This window comes from Streptomyces sp. NPDC012637, from assembly GCF_042954805.1.
Taxonomy (GTDB): Bacteria; Actinomycetota; Actinomycetes; order Streptomycetales; family Streptomycetaceae; genus Streptomyces.
In genome coordinates, this window is sequence record NZ_JBIBDS010000006.1 from 259,047 (window position 1) to 278,717 (window position 19,671).

The window sequence follows — 19,671 nt, forward strand, 5'->3', positions numbered from 1 at the left end:
GGAAGTCCACAACAGCAGGCGATGCTGGCCGTTCTCCTGCTGCGGCCGGGGTACTCGGCGAGCGCCACCGACCTGATCGGCGCGCTGTGGGGCGAGGAGCCGCCGAGCGCGGCGATGACGACGGTGCGGACGTACGCGTGGCGATGGCGCAAGATGCTGGACGCGGGCGACCCGGGTGCGGAAGAGGAGGGGGCGAGATCCGGCCAGGGCGGTCGGCCCGCGTCGAGCGTGCTGGTGTCGATGGGCGACGGGTACCGGCTGGTGCTGCCGAAGCTCGCCGTCGACGCGGCGCAGGCGGAGTCGCTGGCCGCGGAGGCGGAGCGCACCGCGCGCACCGAACCGCTGCGCGCCCGCGACCTGCTCAACCAGGCGCTGGAGCTGTGGCAGGGCGAACCGCTGACGGGCATTCCCGGGCCGTTCGCGGAGCGGCACCGGCAGCGCCTGGAGGAGCTGCGGCTGACCCTCCTGGAGGAACGGATCGGGCTCGACCTGACCCTCGGCCGCCACTCGCGGTGCATCCCCGAGCTGACCGCGCTCACCACCGAGCACCCGCTGCACGAGCGGGCGTACGGGCTGCTGATGCGGGCGCTCTACCAAGCCGGGCGTCAGGCGGACGCGCTGGCGGTCTACCGCGGGGCCCGGCAGTTGTTCCTCGCCGAGCTGGGCGTGGCGCCCGGCGCGGAGCTCGACCAGCTGCACCGGAGGATCCTGGAGGGCGATCCGGCACTCGCCGCACCGGAGCCGAGCCCGGCGACGGGACCGACGGAGCCCGGGCTTCCCGCGCGGGCGGAGGTCCCGGCGGACGGGGACACGGGGGCCGTCCGGGGCGGCACCGGCGACGACTCGTCCCCGGACACGGCCGGTTCCCGGGCGGACGCGTCGGACCCTCCGGAGGAGAGGGACGGCCGGTACGAGCGGGAGGGCCGGGAGACGGCTGCCGCCCGGTCCTCCGCCGCGCCGCCGCGACCCGCCCAACTCCCCCCGGACGCCGCCGACTTCACCGGCCGGACCGCGCCCGTCCGGGTGCTGCACGAGGCGCTCGGGGCGCCGTCGGCACAGGCGCTGGTGATCGCCACCGTGGTCGGCATGGGCGGCGTCGGCAAGACGGCACTCGCCCTGCACGTGGCGCACCGGGTGCGGGAGTCCTATCCGGACGGCCAGCTGTACGTGGACCTGCGCGGCTCCGACCCCGTCCCGGCCGATCCGGAGGCGGTGCTCAGCGGGTTCCTCGTGGCGCTCGGGGTGTCCGGCGACGCGGTGCCGGACGGTCTTGACGCGCGGTCGGCGCTGTTCCGGTCCGTGGTGGACGGGCGGCGGCTGCTGCTGGTGCTCGACAACGCCAAGGACACGGCGCAGATCCGGCCGCTGCTCCCGGGGTCGGTCGGCTGCGCGGTCCTCACCACCGGGCGCACCCGGCCGGCCGGGCTGCCGGCCACCGTCCAGGTCGACCTGGACGTCTTCCAGCCCTCGGAGGCCCTGGCCCTGCTCGGCCGCACCATCGGCGAGGAGCGGCTGGCCGCCGAGCGGGAGGCGGCGCTCGACCTCGTGGTGGCCTGCGGGTACCTGCCGCTGGCGGTCCGTATCGTGGCCGCCCGGCTCGCGGCCCGGCCGGGCTGGACGGTGGAGACGCTGAGCCGTCGGCTGCACGTGGAGCGGCGGCGGATCGACGAGCTGCGGATCGGCGATCTCGCGGTCGCCGCCGCCTTCGAACTGAGCTACCGCCAGCTGACCGAGGACCAGGCGCGGGCGTTCCGTCTCGTCGCCTCGGTGGACGGGCCCGACATCGGGCTGCCGGCCGCGGCGGCGCTCCTCGACCTCGACGAGTACGACGCCGAGGACCTGCTGGAGGCGCTGGTGGACGTGGCGATGGTGGAGTCGCCCTTCCCGGGGCGCTACCGGTACCACGACCTGCTGCGGGCGTTCGCCCGACGGCGCCCGACGGAAGGGGGCGGCCCCTCGTCGGCGGGCGAGTCGACGGCGGGCGGGGAGACCTTGGCGGCCCGGGACCGGCTCCTCGACCATCTGCTCGCCACCGCCTGCACCGCGTTCCAGCACGCGGTGCCCGGCGATCCGGCGGCGGGCGCGCTGGGTCCGGCCCGCTCCCCCGGCGTCCCGCTGGCCGGCTGGGACGCCGCACGCGAATGGGTCGTGGCGGAGCGTGCGGGCGCGGCGGCGCTCGCGGCCCAGGTGGCCGCGGACGCGGGAGAGGCCACCCAGGGAGCGACGGGGAGCACGGCGGTGGGCGCGGCGGTGGCGGACGGGATGCGGGGAACGGCCCTGCGTGCCGCGATCGACCTGCTGATCGCGCTGACGCCGTTCGTCCTCACCCCGCCGAGCCGCCAGCTCGCCACCACCGCCGACGCGCTGGCGGAGGCGGCGATGCGGCACGGTGACGTGCGGGCCGCCGGACGGGCGCATTTCCTGCGCGGGAACGTCGCCCTGGCGGCGACGCGCCTCGACGCGGCCGAGGCCGCGGCACGGCAGGCGGTGGACGCGGCGCGGACGGCCGGCGACACGGTGATCCTGCGGCAGGCGCTCAACGACCTCGGGCTGATCTGCCAGTTCCTCAGCCGCTTCGACGAGGCGGTGAACCACTACGACGAGGCCCTGCTGCTCGCCAACGAACTGGGGCACCGCTCCGGTGCCCTGGTGACGACCGTGAACGCCGCGCTGGCGCGGGTGCGCAGCGGTCGGGCGGCCGAGGCGGTGGAGATCTGTCACGAGGTGCTCGCCGAGCTGCGGACCCGGCAGGACGATCCCGGTCGTGCGTACACGCTGTACGTCCTCGGCCTGGCGCTGCACGGACTCGGGCGGCACGAGGAGGCGGTGACCTGGTTCGGGGAGTGTCTGACGGTGGCGACGGGAGCCGGTCTGCGGGACCGGGCCGCGCACGCGCGCTACCGGCTGGCGGACAGTCTCCGCTCGCTCGGGCGGGCCGACGAGGCACTCGACCACGCCGGTCAGGCGCTGGTGCTGTGCGAGGAACTGGGGGCGGAACGGGACCAGGCCCACGCTCTGGTGGTGCTCGGCCGCTCGCTGGCGGACCTCGGGCGCGGGGCCGAGGCGGCGGCGCGGTTGCGGCAGGCGTACGAGATCTTCTGCCGGCTGGGACTTCCGGAGGCCGCCGAGGTGGCCGGGCTCCTCCAGGAGCCGGCGTTCGCGCTGGTCGATCCCTGAGATCTTGGAAAAACGGTACTGCTGGGTGGTGCGGCGGCCGTTCAGGAGCCGGTGCTGTTCCAGTCCGTGTCGTCGGTCGGGGTGGGGGTCGGGGCCGGCGCCGGCTGGGTGCTCGACGTGCCGGTCGCGTCGGCACCGTCGGCCATGGCCGTACCGGCCGCGCCGAGGGCGATCACCGCTCCGAGGCCGAGGGCCGCGAGGGCCAGGCGGATCCGGGTGGCACCGAGGGTGTTCGCACGCTTCGCCATGACTGCTCCCTAGGACGTCTTCCCTGATGGGAAGGGGTTTCGCGGGGCTTTCCCGGAGTGTTCCGGGCTGATGGGACCAGCATGGCAAGGCGCGTTCAACGGCCGATCGACGTACGAGCACCGTACGTCGACCGGCATCGTTGATCGGGGCGTTGAACGGGGCGTCGATGGGCCTGTGGACCGGGGCGCCGGCCCGAGCGTCGGTCGAGGACGGACCGGGGCGTCGACCGGGTTCAGGACGCCTCGCGGATCTCCAGCGTGCAGCACTTCACGCTGCCGCCACCCTTGAACAGTTCGGAGAGGTCCATCCCGATCGGCCGGAACCCCCGCTCGCGCAGCCTGGCCGCCACTCCGGTCGCGGCCTCCGGCAGCACCACGTTCAGGCCGTCGCTCATCACGTTGAGCCCGAACGCCTCCGCGTCCGCCTCCTCCACGAGGACCGCGTCCGGGAACAGCCGGCGCAGCACCGCGCGGCTGCCCTTCGAGAACGCTCCCGGGTAGTACATGACCTCGTCGGTGTCGAGCACACTGAGCGCCGTGTCCAGGTGGTAGAAGCGCGGGTCCACGAGGTCGAGGCCGATCACCGGGCGGCCGAGGAACTCCTGCGCCTCCGCGTGTCCGGCGGAGACGCTGCGGAAACCGCGCCCGGCCAGCAGGTAGCTGCCCGTGAGGAGCAGGTCGCCCTCGCCCTCGTTGACGTGGACAGGGTCGTGGGTGGTGAAGCCGTTGGCCCGGAACCACTCCAGGTAGGCGGGGCCCTCGGCGGCGCGCTCGGCGTTGCGGAACCGGGCACCGAGCACCTTGCCGTCGACGACCGTCGCGCCGTTCGCCGCGTAGACCATGTCGGGCAGGCCGGGCATCGGATCGATCAGGTCGACGCGGTGGCCGAGTTCGGCGTACAGCTCGTACAGCCGCTCCCACTGGAGGACGGCGAGGTCGGTGTCGACCGGCTTGGCCGGGTCCATCCAGGGGTTGATCGCGTAACTGACCTCGAAGTGGGTCGGACGGCACATCAGGAAGCGGCGGGGGCGGGCGGTGCGGGTCACAGGAGGCTCCGGAGGGTGGAAGGGTGAAGGTGAGGTCGAGGGTGAGGGTGGATCCACGAACAGGGGTGGACCCACGAGCGGGGTGGATCCGGGGGCGCGGTGGATCCGCGTCCGAAGGGGATCCGGGGGCGGGGACGAATCTGGTCGGCGGGGGTGAATCCGAGGGGTGGGCTCACGAGTGGCGGCGGAGAACAGCGGGCGGCGGCTGGGCTCCGTCCGGCGGACCGGCGCCGCGGACCCGGTCCTGATCCGCCGGACGGACCCTGGGTGCGATCAGGACTCCGCAGGGCGTTCGGGGAAGCTCCGCATGGCGCGCAGCGGGCTCGCGAGGAGCACCGCGCCGGCCGAGAGCAGCACGCTCGCCATGATCCAGATGGTGGTGCGGGCGCCGAGCACCTCGCCGAGCCAGCCGCCGAGCAGGGCTCCCAGCGGGATGGCGCTGAAGTTGACGGTCGAGGCGCTGGCCCGGATCCGGCCGATCATCGCGGGCGGGCAGTACGCCTGGTAGAAGCTGCCGGCGATGACGTTGCCGGCGATCACACCGCAGACCGCGACCGCCCAGGCCACGGCGCTCGCCGCCAGCGGCAGCCGCTCCCCCGCCAGCGGCAGCAGGAGGATGAACGGCGCCCCCACCAGCTCGCACAGGAGCAGTCCGCGGGCCGTACCGAAGCGGCGCGCGATCCGGCCGGCGAGCGCCGCTCCGGCCAGTCCGCCGACCGACACGACCGCGAACACGGCCCCGACGCCGCCGGGCGTGACGCCCACACTGCGGATGAGGAAGACGGTCTGCACCGCCTGGATGCCGTTGAGGCCGAGGTTGCCGACGGCCGCGAAGCTCGCGAGCGTACGCAGGTACGGGTCGCGCACCAGGAAGCGGACGCCTTCGCCGATCTCGCGGAGGATCCCGCGCCGTTCGGAGACCGCAGGCGGCTTCTCCTCGACGCGGAGGGAGCCGACGCAGACCGCCGCGACCAGGTAGGTGACCGCGTCGGCGAGCAGTCCGCTGACCGCCCCGAACGCCTGGGACAGCAGGCCCGCCAGGCCCGGTCCGGCGATCTCCGCCGCCGCGTCACCGGAACGCAGCTTGACGTTGGCCTCCAGGAGGTCCTGCTTGGCGACCAGAGCGGGCAGTACGGCGCTGTTCGCCGTGGACAGGAACACCTTGACGGCGCCGGCGAGCAGGGCCACGACCACCAGCTGGCCCATGGTCAGCACGCCCAGCCAGGCGGCCACCGGCACGCTGCCGAAGAGCACCAGCAGCAGGAGGTCGCAGACCAGCATCACCTTGAGCCGGGGCCAGCGGTCCACCCAGGCGCCCGCGAACAGGCCGAGGAAGAGCCACGGTACCCATGCGGAGGCGGTCAGCAGGCCGACCGTGAACGGCGAGGCCTCCAGGGTGACGACGGCCACCAGGGCGAGCGCGACGTTGCCGACCGCGGTGCCGAGGCCGCTGGTGGTCTCACCGATCCAGAGCCTGCGGAAGTTCGCCTGTGCCCAGAGGCCCCAGCGGCTCCTCCGCGGCGGTTCCGTCGCCGGCGGCGAGGAGGGGCCGGGGGACGGCGGCTTGACGGAGGCTGTGGTCATGGCGGGTCACTCTCCAAGCTTCTCGGCCAGCACGGCGGCGATCCGTGCGAGGGGCTCCGGCCGCGTCATGGCGCCGTGCGTGCAGGGGATGCGGTGCTCCTCGACGCGGCCGTCGACGTACGGGCCCCAGGCCGCCCCGTAGGGCCAGTCGGCGGGCTTGTCGAGGGTGGCGCCGAAGAACACGGCGTCGCCCCGGTAGTGGTCCGGCACGTGCTCGGCCATCAGCTTGCGGTGCAGCTCGAACACGTCGGGCAGGACGCCGGCGGCCTCGCCGAGGAGTGCGGTGAGGTCGGCCTGGCCGCGCCCGTCGGCGGGGTCGTGGCCCAGCGAGGCGAGCAGTTCGGCGAGGGTGTCGACCGGGTCGTCGCCGTTCTCCGGTGCGCCGCCGGCGGCGTACCGGGCGGGGTCGGCGGGCAGGCCGTCGAGGAGGGCGAGCAGGGCGACCTCCTGGCCGTCGGCCTGGAGGTCGACGGCCATCGCCTGGGCGACGACTCCGCCGAAGGACCAGCCGAGCAGGTGGTACGGGCCTTCCGGCTGGACGGCGCGGATCTGCGCGACGTAGTCCTCGGCGATCTCGGCGACGGAGGACGGTGGGGTCGCCCCGCTCAGTCCGCGCGCCTGGAGTCCGTGGACCGGGCGGTCCGGGTCGAGGTGGCGCAGCAGTCCGGAGTAGACCCAGCTGACGCCGGCGGCCGGGTGGACGCAGAACAGCGGGGCCCTGGTGCCGCCGGCGCGCAGCGGGAGCAGCACGTCGAGGGCGCTGCGGGCGTCGGTGGCGGCCGTGTCCGAGAGGTCCTGGGCGAGGCGTCGGGCCAGTGCGGCCACGGTCGGGGCTTCGAAGAGGACCCGTATGCCGAGGTCGGCGCCGAGCGCGGTGCGGATCCGGCCGAGCAGCTTCATCGCGAGGAGGGAGTGGCCGCCGAGGTCGAAGAAGCCGTCGTCGACGGAGACCGGACCGGGGAGGCCGAGGACCTCGGCGAAGAGGTCGCAGAGCAGTTCCTCGTGCGCCGTCCGGGGCGTGCGGCCCGTGGGCGAGGAGAGGAAGTCGGGCGCGGGCAGCGCGCGCCGGTCGACCTTTCCGCTGGCGGTCAGGGGCAGCGCGTCGAGCGGGACGACGGCGGCCGGGAGCATGTAGCCGGGCAGCGACTCGGCGGCGAAGGCGCGGAGTTCGGCCGGGTCGAGCGGTCCGTCCGCCACGACGTGGGCGACCAGGCGGGGGCCGGTGGTGTCGTCCTCGTGGACGGTGACGGTGGCGGCGTGGACCCGGGGGTGGCGGGTCAGCACGTGCTCGATCTCGCCGGGTTCGATGCGGAACCCGCGGATCTTGACCTGGTGGTCGGTACGGCCCAGGTAGTCGATCCGCCCGTCGCGGGTCCGGCGGACCAGGTCGCCCGTGCGGTACATCCTCTCCCCCGGCGCGTACGGGTCGGCGACGAAGCGCTCGGCGGTCAGCGCGGGCCGGCCGAGGTAGCCGCGGGCCAGGCCGGCGCCCGCCAGGTAGAGCTCGCCGGGGACGCCCGGCGGGACGGGGTTCAGGTGCTCGTCCAGGATGTAGGCGCGGGTGCCGAGGACGGTCCGGCCGAGGGCCGGGCGGTCGGTGGCGGCGAAGGGCTGGGTGAGCGCGTCGACGGTGGACTCGGTGGGTCCGTAGAGGTTGTGGGCGACGGTCGCCGGTGCCTCGCGCAGCCGGGTCCACAGGGACTGGCCGACCGCCTCGCCGCCGAGCAGCACCACCCGAGGCGCGTCCGAGGGCCGTGGAGCGTCCAGCAGCCCCTCGTCCACGAGCTGTTCGGCGTAGGACGGCGTGACCTCCAGGACGTCGATCGACTCCGTGCGGACGTGCCGGACGAGGGCGGCGGCGTCGCGGCGGACCTCGTCACCGATCAGGTGCAGCTCGTGCCCGGCGGCCAGCCAGAGCAGGCCGTCCCAGGAGGCGTCGAAGCAGAGCGAGGCGGTCAGCGCGACCCGACGGCGGCCGTGGCGACGCTCGGTGGCGCCGATGGGTCCGGTGGCGGAGCGGTGCGAGGCCAGCAGCGCGGCGATCGAACCGTGGCTCACCACCACGCCCTTGGGACGGCCGGTGGAGCCCGAGGTGTAGATGACGTACGCGGCGTCGGAGGCGGTGGGGCGGCGCTGCGGGCCGCCTGCGCCGGCGCGGCGGTCCGCCTCGTCCGCCGGGCCCGTGCCCGCCGTCGGGTCCGTCTCGGCCGTCGGGTGCGTCGCGGCCGCCGGGTTCGTCTCGGCAGTCGGGGAGGCGGTCAGGACGGGCAGGCCGGCGAGCAGTTCGGGCAGTGGCCAGCCGTCTCCGGTCACGGCCAGGGCGGGCGCCGCGTCGGCGAGCATGGCGGCGGTACGGTCGGCCGGGTACTCGGCGTCCAGCGGGAGCGAGGCGGCACCGGCCTTGAGTACGGCGAGCAGCGCGACCACGGTGTCCGCGGAGCGCGGCAGGGCCAGGGCGACCACCGAGTCGGGCCCGGCGCCCGCGGCCGTCAGCCGGTCGGCGAGGCGCTCGGCACGGTCGTCCAGTTCGGCCCAGCTCAGTCGGGCGTCCCCGGCGACCAGGGCGGTCGCGTCGGGGGTACGGGCCGCCTGGGCCGCGAAGACGGCGGGCAGCAGCGGCACCTCCGACGGCAGTGCGTCGCCACCGGCGACGAGCTCCGTGCGTTCGGCGGCGGAGAGGAGGTCGATGCGGCCGACGGGCCGGTCGGGGCGGGCGGCCGCGGCCGAGAGCAGGCGGCCGAGGCGGACCGCCAGGGACTCGACGGTTTCCCGGTCGAAGAGGTCGGTGGCGAAGTCGATCGCGCACTCGAGTCCGGCGGGCGCGCCGTCGGCGTCGAAGGACTCGCCCATGGCGATGGAGAGGTCGAACTTGGCCACGTGCCCGCCGACCGGTTCGACGGTGGCGGCGAGCCCGGCCAGGTCGAGCGGCGCCGCTTCCGGGTCGCCCTGGGCGCTGCCCTGGAGCAGCAGCATCACCTGGAAGAGCGGGTGGCGGGCCAGCGAACGGGCCGGGTTGAGCTCTTCGACGAGGCGCTCGAAGGGCACGTCCTGGTGGGCGTGGGCGTCGAGCTGGGTCTCGCGGACGCGGTGGAGCAGTTCGTCGAAGCTCGGGTCGCCGGAGGTGTCGGTCCGCAGCACCAGCGTGTTGACGAAGAAGCCGACGAGGTCGTCGAGGGCCTCGTCCGAGCGGCCGGCGACCACCGAGCCGATCGGGATGTCGGTGCCCGCGCCGAGCCGGGTCAGCAGCGCGGCAAGCCCGGCCTGCAGGGTCATGAACATCGTGACCCGGTGCTCGCGGCTCAACTCGGCCAGGGAACGGTGGAGTTCGGCGCCGAGCGGGAGGACGACGCGGTCGCCGCGGTGGCTGCTGTCCGCGCGGCGGGGGCGGTCGACCGGCAGCGACAGCTCCTCGGGGAGCCCGGCCAGGGCGTCGCGCCAGTAGGCGAGCTGCCGGGAGGCGAGGCTGTCGGGGTCGCTCTCGTCGCCGAGCAGTTCGCGCTGCCAGAGCGCGTAGTCGGCGTACTGCACCGGCAGCGGCTGCCACTCCGGCGCGCGGCCGTCGCGACGGGCGCCGTAGGCGGCGGCCAGGTCCCGCAGCAGCGGGTCCATGGACAGGCCGTCGCCGGCGATGTGGTGGAGGACGAGGACGAGCAGGTGCTCGTCGTCGGCGAGCGGGAACAGGTGGGCCCGTACGGGCGGTTCGGCGGCGAGGTCGAAGGGGGCGGCGGTGCATGCGGCCAGGGCGGCCGCGGGGTCGGCGGGCCGTGTGGTGCGGTGGTCGAAGGTGACCCGGGCCTCGGCGGGCGGGGTGATCCGCTGCCGGGGCTCGCCGTCGTGCTCGCTGATCAGCGTGCGCAGGATCTCGTGGCGGGCGACCAGGTCGCCCAGGGCGAGTTCCAGGGCCGTCGGGTCGAGCGGGCCGGTGACGCGCAGGGCGAGCGGCAGGTTGTAGAGGGCGCTGGGGCCCTCCATCCGGTCGATCAGCCAGAGCCGCTGCTGGGCGAAGGAGAGCGGAAGCCGTTCCGGGCGCTCGCCGGCCGTGAGCGCGGTCCGCGTGCCGGTGCCGTCCAGACGCTGGGCCAGACCGGACACCGTCGGCGCCTCGAAGACGTCGCGGACGTCGATATCGGCGGCGAAGACCGTGCGGACGCGGCTGACCAGCTTCATGGCCAGCAGCGAGTGCCCGCCGAGGGCGAAGAAGTCGTCGTCGACGGCGAGCGGCCCCGGGGCGCCGAGCACCTCGGCGAACAGGCCGCAGAGCAGTTCCTCCCGTGCCGTGCGGGCGGCCCGTCCGCCGGTGAAGAGCTGGAAGTCGGGGGCGGGCAGTGCGCGCCGGTCGACCTTGCCGCTGCCGGTCAGCGGCAGCACGTCGAGGGTGACGACGGCCGCGGGGACCATGTACGCGGGGAGCGAGTCGGCCACGAACCTGCGGAGTTCGAGCGCGAGTTCGGGGCTCGGGGCGGTGACCGCGCAGTGGGCGACCAGACGGCGGTCGCCGTCCGCGGTCTCGTGCGGGGTGACCACGGCCTGGCGGACGGCGGGGTGCCCGGTCAGCACCTGCTCGATCTCGCCGGGTTCGATGCGGAACCCGCGGATCTTGACCTGGTGGTCGGTACGGCCCAGGTAGTCGATCCGCCCGTCGCGGGTGCGGCGGACCAGGTCGCCGGTGCGGTACATCCTCTCGCCCGGCGCGTACGGGTCGGCGACGAAGCGCTCTGCGGTCAGCGCGGGCCGGCCGAGGTAGCCGCGGGCCAGGCTGTCGCCGGAGAGGTAGAGCTCGCCGGGGACGCCGGCGGGGACCGGGTTGAGGTGCTCGTCCAGGACGTGGGCACGGGTGCCGAGGACGGTGTGTCCCATGGTGGGGCGCTCCGCGTCGCCGTACGCCTGGAGCAGGGTGTCGACGGTGCACTCGGTGGGCCCGTAGAGGTTGTGGCCGGTGGTGGCCGGGGCCTCGCGCAGGCGGTCCCACAGCGCCTGGGCGACCGCCTCGCCGCCGAGCAGCACCACCCGCGGCGCGGGCTCGTCCAGCAGGCCTTCGGCGACGAGCTGTTCGGCGTAGGTGGGGGTGAACTGGACGGCGTCGATGCCGGTGGTACGGAAGTGGCGGACGAGGGCGGCGGGGTCGCGGCGCAGGTCCTCGCCGATCAGGTGCAGCTCGTGCCCGGCGACCATCCACAGCAGGCTGTTCCAGGAGGCGTCGAAGCAGAGCGAGGCGGTGAGGGCGGCGCGCAGCCGGCCGTGGTTCCGCTCGGGCTCGCCGAAGGTCTCCGCCCGGTGGGCGGCGAGCAGGCCGGCGATCGAACCGTGGCTCACGACCACGCCCTTGGGACGGCCGGTGGAGCCGGAGGTGTAGATCACGTACGCGGCGTGGGACGCCGTCACGCGGACGGGCGGGGCGTCGGCGGGCTGATCGGCCCAGTCGTCCTCGGCGGCGTCCAGGACGAGGAGACCGTCCAGGGCTTCGGGCAGCGGCCAGCCGGCGCCGGTGAGGACGGCCGCCGGGCGGGCGTCGGCCAGCATGTGGGCGGTGCGCTCCACCGGGTACTCGGCGTCCAGCGGCAGGAAGGCCGCACCGGCCTTGAGGACGGCCAGCTGCGCGACCACGGTCTCCGCCGAGCGGGGCAGGGCGAGCGCGACGACGTCCTCCGTACCGATGCCGGCGGCGTTCAGACCGTGCGCCAGGCGGTTGGCGCGGGCGTCGAGCTCGGCGTAGGTGAGCCTGGTGTCCTCGAAGACGAGGGCCGTGAGGTCGGGCGTGGCCTCCGCCTGGGCCGCGAAGGCGGCGGGGACGAGCGGCAGTCCGGCGGGCAGCGGGCGGTGTCCGGAGAGGAGCGCGGCGTGCTCGCCGTCGGCCAGCAGGTCGGCGCGGCCGATCCGGTCCTGGGGGCGCGCGGTGACGGCCGCGAGGAGCCGGCCGAAGCGGGCGGCGACGGACTCGACGGTCTCCCGGTCGAACAGGTCGGTGGCGAAGTCGATCGCGCAGTCCAGTCCGGCGGGCGCGCCGTCCGGGCCGAAGAACTCCTCCAGGGTCACGTTGAGGTCGAACTTGGCGACTCCGGTGTCCGCGGGCAGCGCCTCCGCCCGCAGGCCGGCCAGTTCCGACTCGGCTCCGTCGTTGGACTGGAGGACCATCGCCACCTGGAAGAGCGGGTGGCGGGCCAGCGAACGGGCCGGGTTCAGCTCTTCGACGAGGCGCTCGAAGGGCACGTCCTGGTGGGCGTAGGCGCCGAGGCCGGTCTCCCGCACGCGGCCCAGGAGTTCGGCGAAGGTCGGATCGCCGGAGGTGTCGGTGCGCAGCACCAGCGTGTTGACGAAGAAGCCGACGAGGTCGTCGAGGGCCTCGTCCGAGCGGCCGGCGACCACCGAGCCGATCGGGATGTCGGTGCCCGCGCCGAGCCGGGTCAGCAGCGCGGCGAGTGCGGCCTGGAAGGTCATGAACAGGGTGACCCGGTGTTCCCGGCTCAACTGGACCAGGGCGCGGTGCAGTTCGGCGTCGATCGGCAGGGCGACCCGTTCGCCCCGGTGGTCGGCGCGGGCACCGCGCGGCCGGTCGGCGGGGAGCGTCAGCTCCTCGGGGAGGTCGGCCAGGGTCTCGCGCCAGTAGGCGAGCTGGCGCGCGACCACGCTGTCGGGGTCGTCCTCGTCACCGAGCAGTTCGCGCTGCCAGAGCGCGTAGTCCGCGTACTGCACCGGCAGCGGCTGCCACTCCGGTGCGCGGCCGTCGCGACGGGCGCCGTAGGCGGCGGCCAGGTCCCGCAGCAGCGGGCCCATCGACCAGCCGTCACCGGCGATGTGGTGCAGGGCGACGACCAGGACGTGCTCCTCTGGAGCGACCCGGAGGAGGGTGACCCGTACGGGGGGTTCGGCGGCCAGGTCGAAGGGGCGGCGGGCCGCCCGGTCGACCTCGGCGTCGACCGACTCCGCGGCGCAGTCGAGCGGTTCCACCGGGAGCGGGGCGTCGGCGGGGGTGAGGACCAGCTGGTGGGGCTCGCCGTCGTGCTCGGCGATCACGGTGCGCAGGATCTCGTGGCGGGCGACCAGGTCGCCCAGGGCGAGTTCCAGGGCGGCCGGGTCGAGCCGGCCGGTGAGGCGCAGGGCGAGCGGCATGTTGTAGAGCGCGCTCGGTCCCTCCATGCGGTCGATCAGCCAGAGCCGCCGCTGCGCGGAGGAGAGCGGCAGGCGCTCGGGACGGTCGCCGGCGGTGAGCGCGAGCCGCGTCCCGGCACCGTCCAGGCGCTGGGCCAGGCCGGCCACCGTCGGCGCCTCGAAGACGTCGCGGATGCCGAGCTCGGCGCCGAGCACCGAGCGCACCCGGCTGAGCAGCCTGGTGGCGAGCAGCGAGTGCCCGCCGAGGGCGAAGAAGTCGTCGTCGGCCGAGACCTGGCCGGTCACGCCGAGCACCTCGGCGAACAGACCGCAGAGGATCTCCTCGGGTGCCGTACGGGCCGCGCGGCCGCCGGTGGCCACGGCGAAGTCGGGAGCGGGCAGCGCGGAGCGGTCGAGCTTGCCGTTGACGGTGAGCGGCAGCGCGTCGAGCGTCACGAAGGCCGCCGGGACCATGTGGTCCGGCAGGGCGGCGCTCGCGTGGGCACGCAGTGCGGCCGGGTCGAGCGGGGTCCGCGCGACGACGTAGGCGGCGAGGCGCAGGCCGGCCGTGCTGTCGTCGTACGGCAGCACCGCGGCCTGCAGGACGTCGGGGTGGGCGGTCAGGACGGTCTCGATCTCGCCGAGCTCGATCCGGAAGCCGCGCACCTTGACCTGGTGGTCGGTGCGGCCGAGGTACTCGATCCTGCCGTCGGGGCGGCGCCGGACGAGGTCGCCGGTGCGGTACATCCTCCCTCCTTGCCCGCCCCCGGGCAGGAGGGGATCGGCCGGCGCGAACGGGTCGGCGACGAAGCGCTCGGCGGTCAGCGCGGGCCGGCCGAGGTAGCCGCGGGCCAGGCCGGCACCGCTCAGGTACAGCTCGCCGGGGACGCCGGGCGGTACGGGCCGCAGGCCGGCGTCCAGGACGTGCGCGCGGAGGTTGGGCAGCGGGCGGCCGATCAGGGGGCGCGGGTCGCCGGAGAGCCGGTGGTGGAGGGCGTCGACGGTGCACTCGGTGGGGCCGTACATGTTGAGCACGACGGTGTCGGGGGCGGCGGTGAGCGCGGTCCAGAAGCTCTGGCCGATGGCCTCGCCGCCGACCATGAGGAGGGCGGGCGGGCAGCGGTCGAGCAGACCCTCCTCGACCAGTCGCCGGCCGTGGCCGGGGGTGACGTCGAGGACGTCGACGCCGGTGTCCTCGGCGTAGCGGACGATCGCGGCGGCGTCGCGGCGCAGGTCGTCGTCGAGCAGGTGGAGTTCGTGTCCCGCGACCATCCAGAGCAGCGTTTCGAGGGCGGTGTCGAAGGAGAGGGAGGCGGTCTGGGCGAACCGGAACCTGCGGCCCGGGCGGGCCTCCCGGGCGGCGGCGATGGTGACGTCGCGGTGGAAGGCGAGCAGGTTGGCGAGGCCGCCGTGGCGGACCACCACGCCCTTGGGGCGGCCGGTGGAGCCGGAGGTGTAGATGACGTAGGCGGCGTGGGACGGACCGACGCGGACGGGCGGGGCGTCGGCGGGCCGATCGGCCCAGTTCTCCTCGCCGGCGTCGAGGACGGTCAGGCCGTCGAGCACCTCGGGCAGCGGCCAGCCGGCACCGGTGAGCACGGCCGCCGGGCGGGCGTCGGCCAGCATGTGGGCGATCCGGTCGCGCGGGTACTCGGCGTCCAGCGGCAGGAAGGCCGCACCGGCCTTGAGCACGGCGAGGACGGCGACCACGGACGCGGCGGACCGCGGCAGGGCGAGCGCGACCACGTCCTCCGGTCCGACGCCGGAGGCGATCAGGCCGTGGGCCAGACGGCTGGTGCGGGCGTCGAGCTCGGCGTACGTCAGGCGGGTCCCGCCGAAGACCAGCGCGGTGTCGTCCGGGGTCGCGGCGGCCTGGGCGGCGAAGGCGGCCGGGACGAGGACGTCGTCACCGGGCCGGGCGGTGTCGTGCCAGGCGGCGAGCGCGGCCCGGCCCTCCTCGCCGAGGACGTCGAGCTCGGCGACCGGGCGGTGCGGCTCGTCGGCGACCTGGGCGAGCAGGCGTGTCAGGGCCTTCGCGAGCCGTTCGGCGGTGGCACGGTCGAACAGGTCGGTGGCGAACTCCAGGCCGCCCTCCAGGCCGGCCGGGCTGCCGTCCGCGTGGTGGCGCTCGGACAGGTTGAGGGTGAGGTCGAAGGCCGTGGTGGGCAGGCCGAGCGGCTCGTAGGCGGTGCGGGTGCCGGGGAACTCGGGGCCGCCGCCCGCGGTGTTGTCGAACGCGATCATCACCTGGAAGAGCGGGTGCCGGGCCAGCGTGCGGACCGGGTTGAGCTCCTCGACGAGACGCTCGAAGGGCACGTCCTGGTGCGCGTAGGCGGCCAGGTCGGACTCCCGTACCCGGCCGAGGAGTTCGGCGAACGTGGGCCGGCCGGTGAGGTCGGTGCGCAGCACCAGGGTGCTGGCGAAGAAGCCGACCAGCTCGTCGAGGGCGGGGTCGAGGCGGCCGGCCAGCGGGGTGCCCACGGGCAGGTCGTCGCCGGCGCCGAAGCGGTGCAGCAGGGTCGCGTAGGCGGCCTGGAGCACCATGAAGAGGGTGGCTCCGTGTGCGGCGGCCAGCTCGGCGAGCCGCGCGTGCAGCTCGGCGTCGAGCTCCAGCGGCACGACGTCGCCGCGGTGGCTGGCGACCGCCGGGCGCGGCCGGTCGAACGGCAGCGGCAGTTCGTCCGGGAGTCCGGACAACGCCTCCCGCCAGCGGGCGAGTTGGCGCGAGAGCGGGGACTCGGGATCGGTGTCGTCACCGAGCAGCCGGTACTGCCAGAGGGTGTAGTCGGCGTACTGGACGGGCAGCGGCTCCCATACCGGCCGCTCGCCGCCGAGCCGGGCGGTGTAGGCCTCGGCGAGGTCGCGGAAGAGCGGCCGCAGCGACCAGCCGTCGCTGGCGATGTGGTGCATCACCAGGAGGAGGACGTGCTCGTCGGGCGACTCGGGGCGCAGGTAGGCGTGCAGCGGGACGTCGACGGCCAGGTCGAACGTGTGGCCGACCAGCTCCTGCACCGGGCGGTCGGTGACGGTGAGCAGCGGGGCCGGGGCCGCGGGCAGGACGCGCTGGTACGGGACGCCGTCGTGCGCGCCGAAGACGGTGCGGAGCGATTCGTGGCGGGCGACGACGTCGCCGAGCGCGCTCTCCAGGGCGGCCGGGTCGAGCGGGCCGGTGAGCCGGAGGGCGAGCGTGACGTTGTAGGTGGTGGCGGGGCCCTCGGCCTGGGCGAGGAACCACAGCCGGCGCTGGGCGAAGGAGACCGGCAGCCGCTCGGGCCGGGGCTCCGGGCGCAGTGCGGGCCGGGCCGGGTCGGTGGCGAGCCGGGCGGCGAGGGCGGCGACGGTCGGGGCCTGGAAGAGGTCGCCGATGGCGAGTTCGGCGCCGAGCTCGGTGCGGGCCCGGCCGATGAGGCGGGTGGCGAGGAGGGAGTGACCGCCGAGTTCGAAGAAGTCGTCGTCGATGGTGATGTCGTCGATGCCGAGGATCTCGCCGAAGAGGTCGCACAGGGCGCGCTCGCGCTCGTCGCGCGGGGCGCGGCCGGCGCTGTCGGCGGCGAGGTCGGGCGCGGGCAGCGCGCGCCGGTCGACCTTGCCGTTGGCGTTGAGCGGCAGGGCGGGCAGCACGACGACGGCCGAGGGGACCATGTAGCCGGGGAGGGTCGCGGCGGCGAACTCCTTGAGGTCTGCGGCGAGTTCGGTGTTCCCCTCACGTACGGGGTCGGGGACCGCGCAGTAGCCGACGAGGCGGGTGTCGCCGGGGCGGTCCTCGCGGGGGATCACGATGACCTGGCGGACGGCCGGGTGACGGGAGAGGACGGCCTCGATCTCGCCGAGCTCGATCCGGAAGCCGCGCAGCTTGACCTGGCCGTCGACGCGGCCGAGGAACTCGATCGCGCCGTCGGCGCGGCGGCGCACCAGGTCACCGGTGCGGTACATCCTCCCTCCTTGCCCGAGGGGCCCGGCCAGCGCCGTCGGTTCGGCGACGAACCGCTCGGCGGTGAGCGCGGGACGGTTCCAGTAGCCGCGGGCCAGGCCGGCGCCCGCCACGTACAGCTCGCCGGGGACGCCGGGCGGGACGGGCCGCAGCCGGGCGTCGAGGACGTGGGCGCGCATGTTGTCGAGCGGGGCGCCGATCGGCGGCCGCGGGCCGGCCAGGTCGGCGGGGACGAGGGGGTGGTGGGTGGCGAAGGTGGTGGCCTCGGTCGGCCCGTAGACGTGGGCGAGGAGCAGGTCGGGGCAGTGGTCGAGGACGCGCCGCATCAGGGTGCCGGAGGCGGCCTCGCCGCCGGTGCAGACGGTGCGCAGGGCGCGGAAGGTCTCCGGGGCCTGCTCGGCGACCAGGTCGAAGAGCGCCTTGGTGAGGAAGACCGCGGTCACCTCGTGCCGGGTGACGACGGCGTGCAGGGCGGCGGCGTCCAGGCTGCCGGGCGGGGCGACGACGACCGTGCCGCCGGACAGCAGGGGCGTCCACAGTTCGTAGGTGGCGGCGTCGAAGGCGTGCGGGGAGTGCAGCAGGATCCGCCGGTGCCGGCCGTCCTGCCAGCGGCGGTCGGCGGCGAGGTCGACGACGTCGCGGTGCCGGACCGCGACGCCCTTGGGCGTGCCGGTGGAGCCGGAGGTGAACATCACGTAGGCGAGCCGGTCGGGGTGGACGGCGACGCCGGGGTCGTGCGACGGGGCTGCCGTCTCGTCGCCGGGGCGGACCACGGCGGCCGTGTGCGGGAAGCCGGGGTCGGTGCGGTCGGTGAGCAGGACGGGAGCGGCGGTGTCGGCGAGCAGCGCGGCCATCCGCTCCGGCGGCAGGCTCGCGTGCATCGGGACGTAGCAGCCGCCGGCCTTGAGCACGGCCAGGGTGGCGACGACCAGGTCGACCGAGCGTTCCATCAGCAGGGCGACCGGGGACTCGGGGCCGACACCGCAGGCGATCAGGTGGTGGGCGAGCCGGTTGGCGCGGGCGTCGAGCTCGGCGTAGGAGACGGTGCCGGCGTCGTGGGCGAGGGCCACGGCGTCCGGGGTACGGGCGGCCTGGGCCGCGAACAGCTCGGGCAGCGAGCCGTACGGGACGGGCGCGGCGGTGGCGTTCCAGTCCTCGCGCAGGCGGTCGTGCTCCTCGGGCGTGAGGATGTCGAGGGTGCCGATCGGCGCCTCGGGGTCGGCGGCCGCGGCGGCGAGGAGCCGGCCGAGGCGCTCGAACAGGGCGGTGACGGTGGCGCGGTCGTAGAGGTCGGCCGCGTACTCGACGGAACCGGTGAGGCCGGCGGGGGCGCCGTCGGCGGTGCGCCGCTCGGTCACGCCGATGTTGAGGTCGAACTTGGCCACCCGCAGGCCGAGCGGCTCGGGCTCCGACTCCAGGCCGGGCAGGCCGAGTTCGCCCTCCTCGTGGTTCTGCAGCACGAGCAGGGTCTGGAACAGCGGGTGGCGGCCGAGGGCGCGGGCCGGGTTGACCTCCTCGACGAGGCGCTCGAAGGGCACGTCCTGGTGGGCGAACGCGTCGAGCTGGGCCTCCCGGACCCGGCCGAGGAGTTCGGTGAAGGCCGGGTCGCCGGAGGTGTCGGTGCGCAGCACCAGGGTGTTGACGAAGAAGCCGACCAGGTCGTTGAGCGCCTCGTCGGAGCGGCCTGCCACGCCGGTGCCGAGCGGGATGTCGGTGCCGGCGCCGAGCCGGGTGAACAGCGCGGCGAGACCGGCCTGGAGGACGGAGAACAGGGTGGAACGGTGCCGACGGGCGAGGTCGGCGAGGGCGGTGTGCAGCTCGGGGCCGTAGTGGAACGGTACGGCGTCCGCGGCGCCGGTCGGCGCGGGCGGCCGCGGCCGGTCCACCGGCAGCTCCAGTTCCTCCGGCAGTCCGGACAGGGCTCCTCTCCAGTAGTCGAGCTGCCGGCTCATCAGGCTGTCGGGGTCGGTCTCGTCGCCGAGGAGTTCGCGCTGCCAGAGCGTGTAGTCGGCGTACTGGACCGGCAGCGGCTCCCAGTCGGGTGCGGAGCCGTCGAGGCGGGCGGTGTAGGCGGTGGCGAGGTCGCGCAGCAGCGGGCCGAGCGACCAGCCGTCACCGGCGATGTGGTGGAGCACGACGAGCAGCACGTGCTCGGTGGACGGTTGCGGGCGGGGCCCGGTGGTGGGTGTGTCGGCGGGTGTGAGCGAGAAGACCGTGACCCGGACGGGCAGTTCGGTGGCCAGGTCGAAGGTGCGGGCGGCGGCCCGGTCCCGCAGGGCCGGGTAGTCGCCGGGTGCGCAGCTCACCGACTCGAAGGCGATCCGCGCCTCCGCGGACGGCAGGATCCGCTGCACCGGGACTCCGTCGGCCACCGGGAACACGGTGCGCAGGGCCTCGTGCCGGGCGACCACGTCGGCCGTCGCCGCGCGCAGCGCCTCGATGTCGGGCGTGCCGCGCAGGCGGACCGCGAACGGCAGGTTGTAGAGCGCGGTCGGCCCTTCGATCTGGTCGATCAGCCAGAGACGCTGTTGTGCGTACGAAACCGGGATCACGGTGCTTCCTCTGCTCACGTCACGGCGTGGATGGTGGTCGGGTCGCC

Annotated in this window: 5 protein-coding genes; 1 reads left to right on the forward strand and 4 read right to left on the reverse strand. The window is 75.1% G+C overall.

Features of this window, described 5'->3' with window-relative positions:
* Positions 1 to 21 precede the first annotated feature (21 nt).
* Positions 22 to 3,177, forward strand: a complete 3,156-nt coding sequence (locus ACFY8W_RS24455) for a BTAD domain-containing putative transcriptional regulator (RefSeq protein ID WP_391108906.1) — start codon at positions 22 to 24, stop codon at positions 3,175 to 3,177.
* 41 nt (positions 3,178 to 3,218) lie between these two features.
* On the opposite strand, the gene ACFY8W_RS24460 is transcribed toward ACFY8W_RS24455, so the two are convergent.
* The 4 genes from ACFY8W_RS24460 to ACFY8W_RS24475 all read right to left on the reverse strand — a co-directional run bounded on the left by ACFY8W_RS24460 (position 3,219) and on the right by ACFY8W_RS24475 (position 19,624).
* Positions 3,219 to 3,425, reverse strand: coding sequence for a hypothetical protein (locus tag ACFY8W_RS24460; protein WP_391108909.1), 207 nt, complete (start codon positions 3,423 to 3,425; stop codon positions 3,219 to 3,221).
* A 233-nt stretch (positions 3,426 to 3,658) separates the two neighbouring features.
* Positions 3,659 to 4,471 (reverse strand): dimethylargininase, encoded by an 813-nt coding sequence (gene ddaH, locus ACFY8W_RS24465; protein WP_391108912.1) that lies wholly within the window; start codon positions 4,469 to 4,471, stop codon positions 3,659 to 3,661.
* Between the two features lie 273 nt (positions 4,472 to 4,744).
* Positions 4,745 to 6,055, reverse strand: a complete 1,311-nt coding sequence (locus ACFY8W_RS24470) for an MFS transporter (RefSeq protein ID WP_391108915.1) — start codon at positions 6,053 to 6,055, stop codon at positions 4,745 to 4,747.
* Positions 6,056 to 6,061: 6 nt separating this feature from the next.
* A complete protein-coding gene (locus ACFY8W_RS24475) occupies positions 6,062 to 19,624 on the reverse strand; it encodes an amino acid adenylation domain-containing protein (protein WP_391108917.1) in 13,563 nt (4,520 codons plus the stop codon).
* Positions 19,625 to 19,671: the final 47 nt, after the last annotated feature.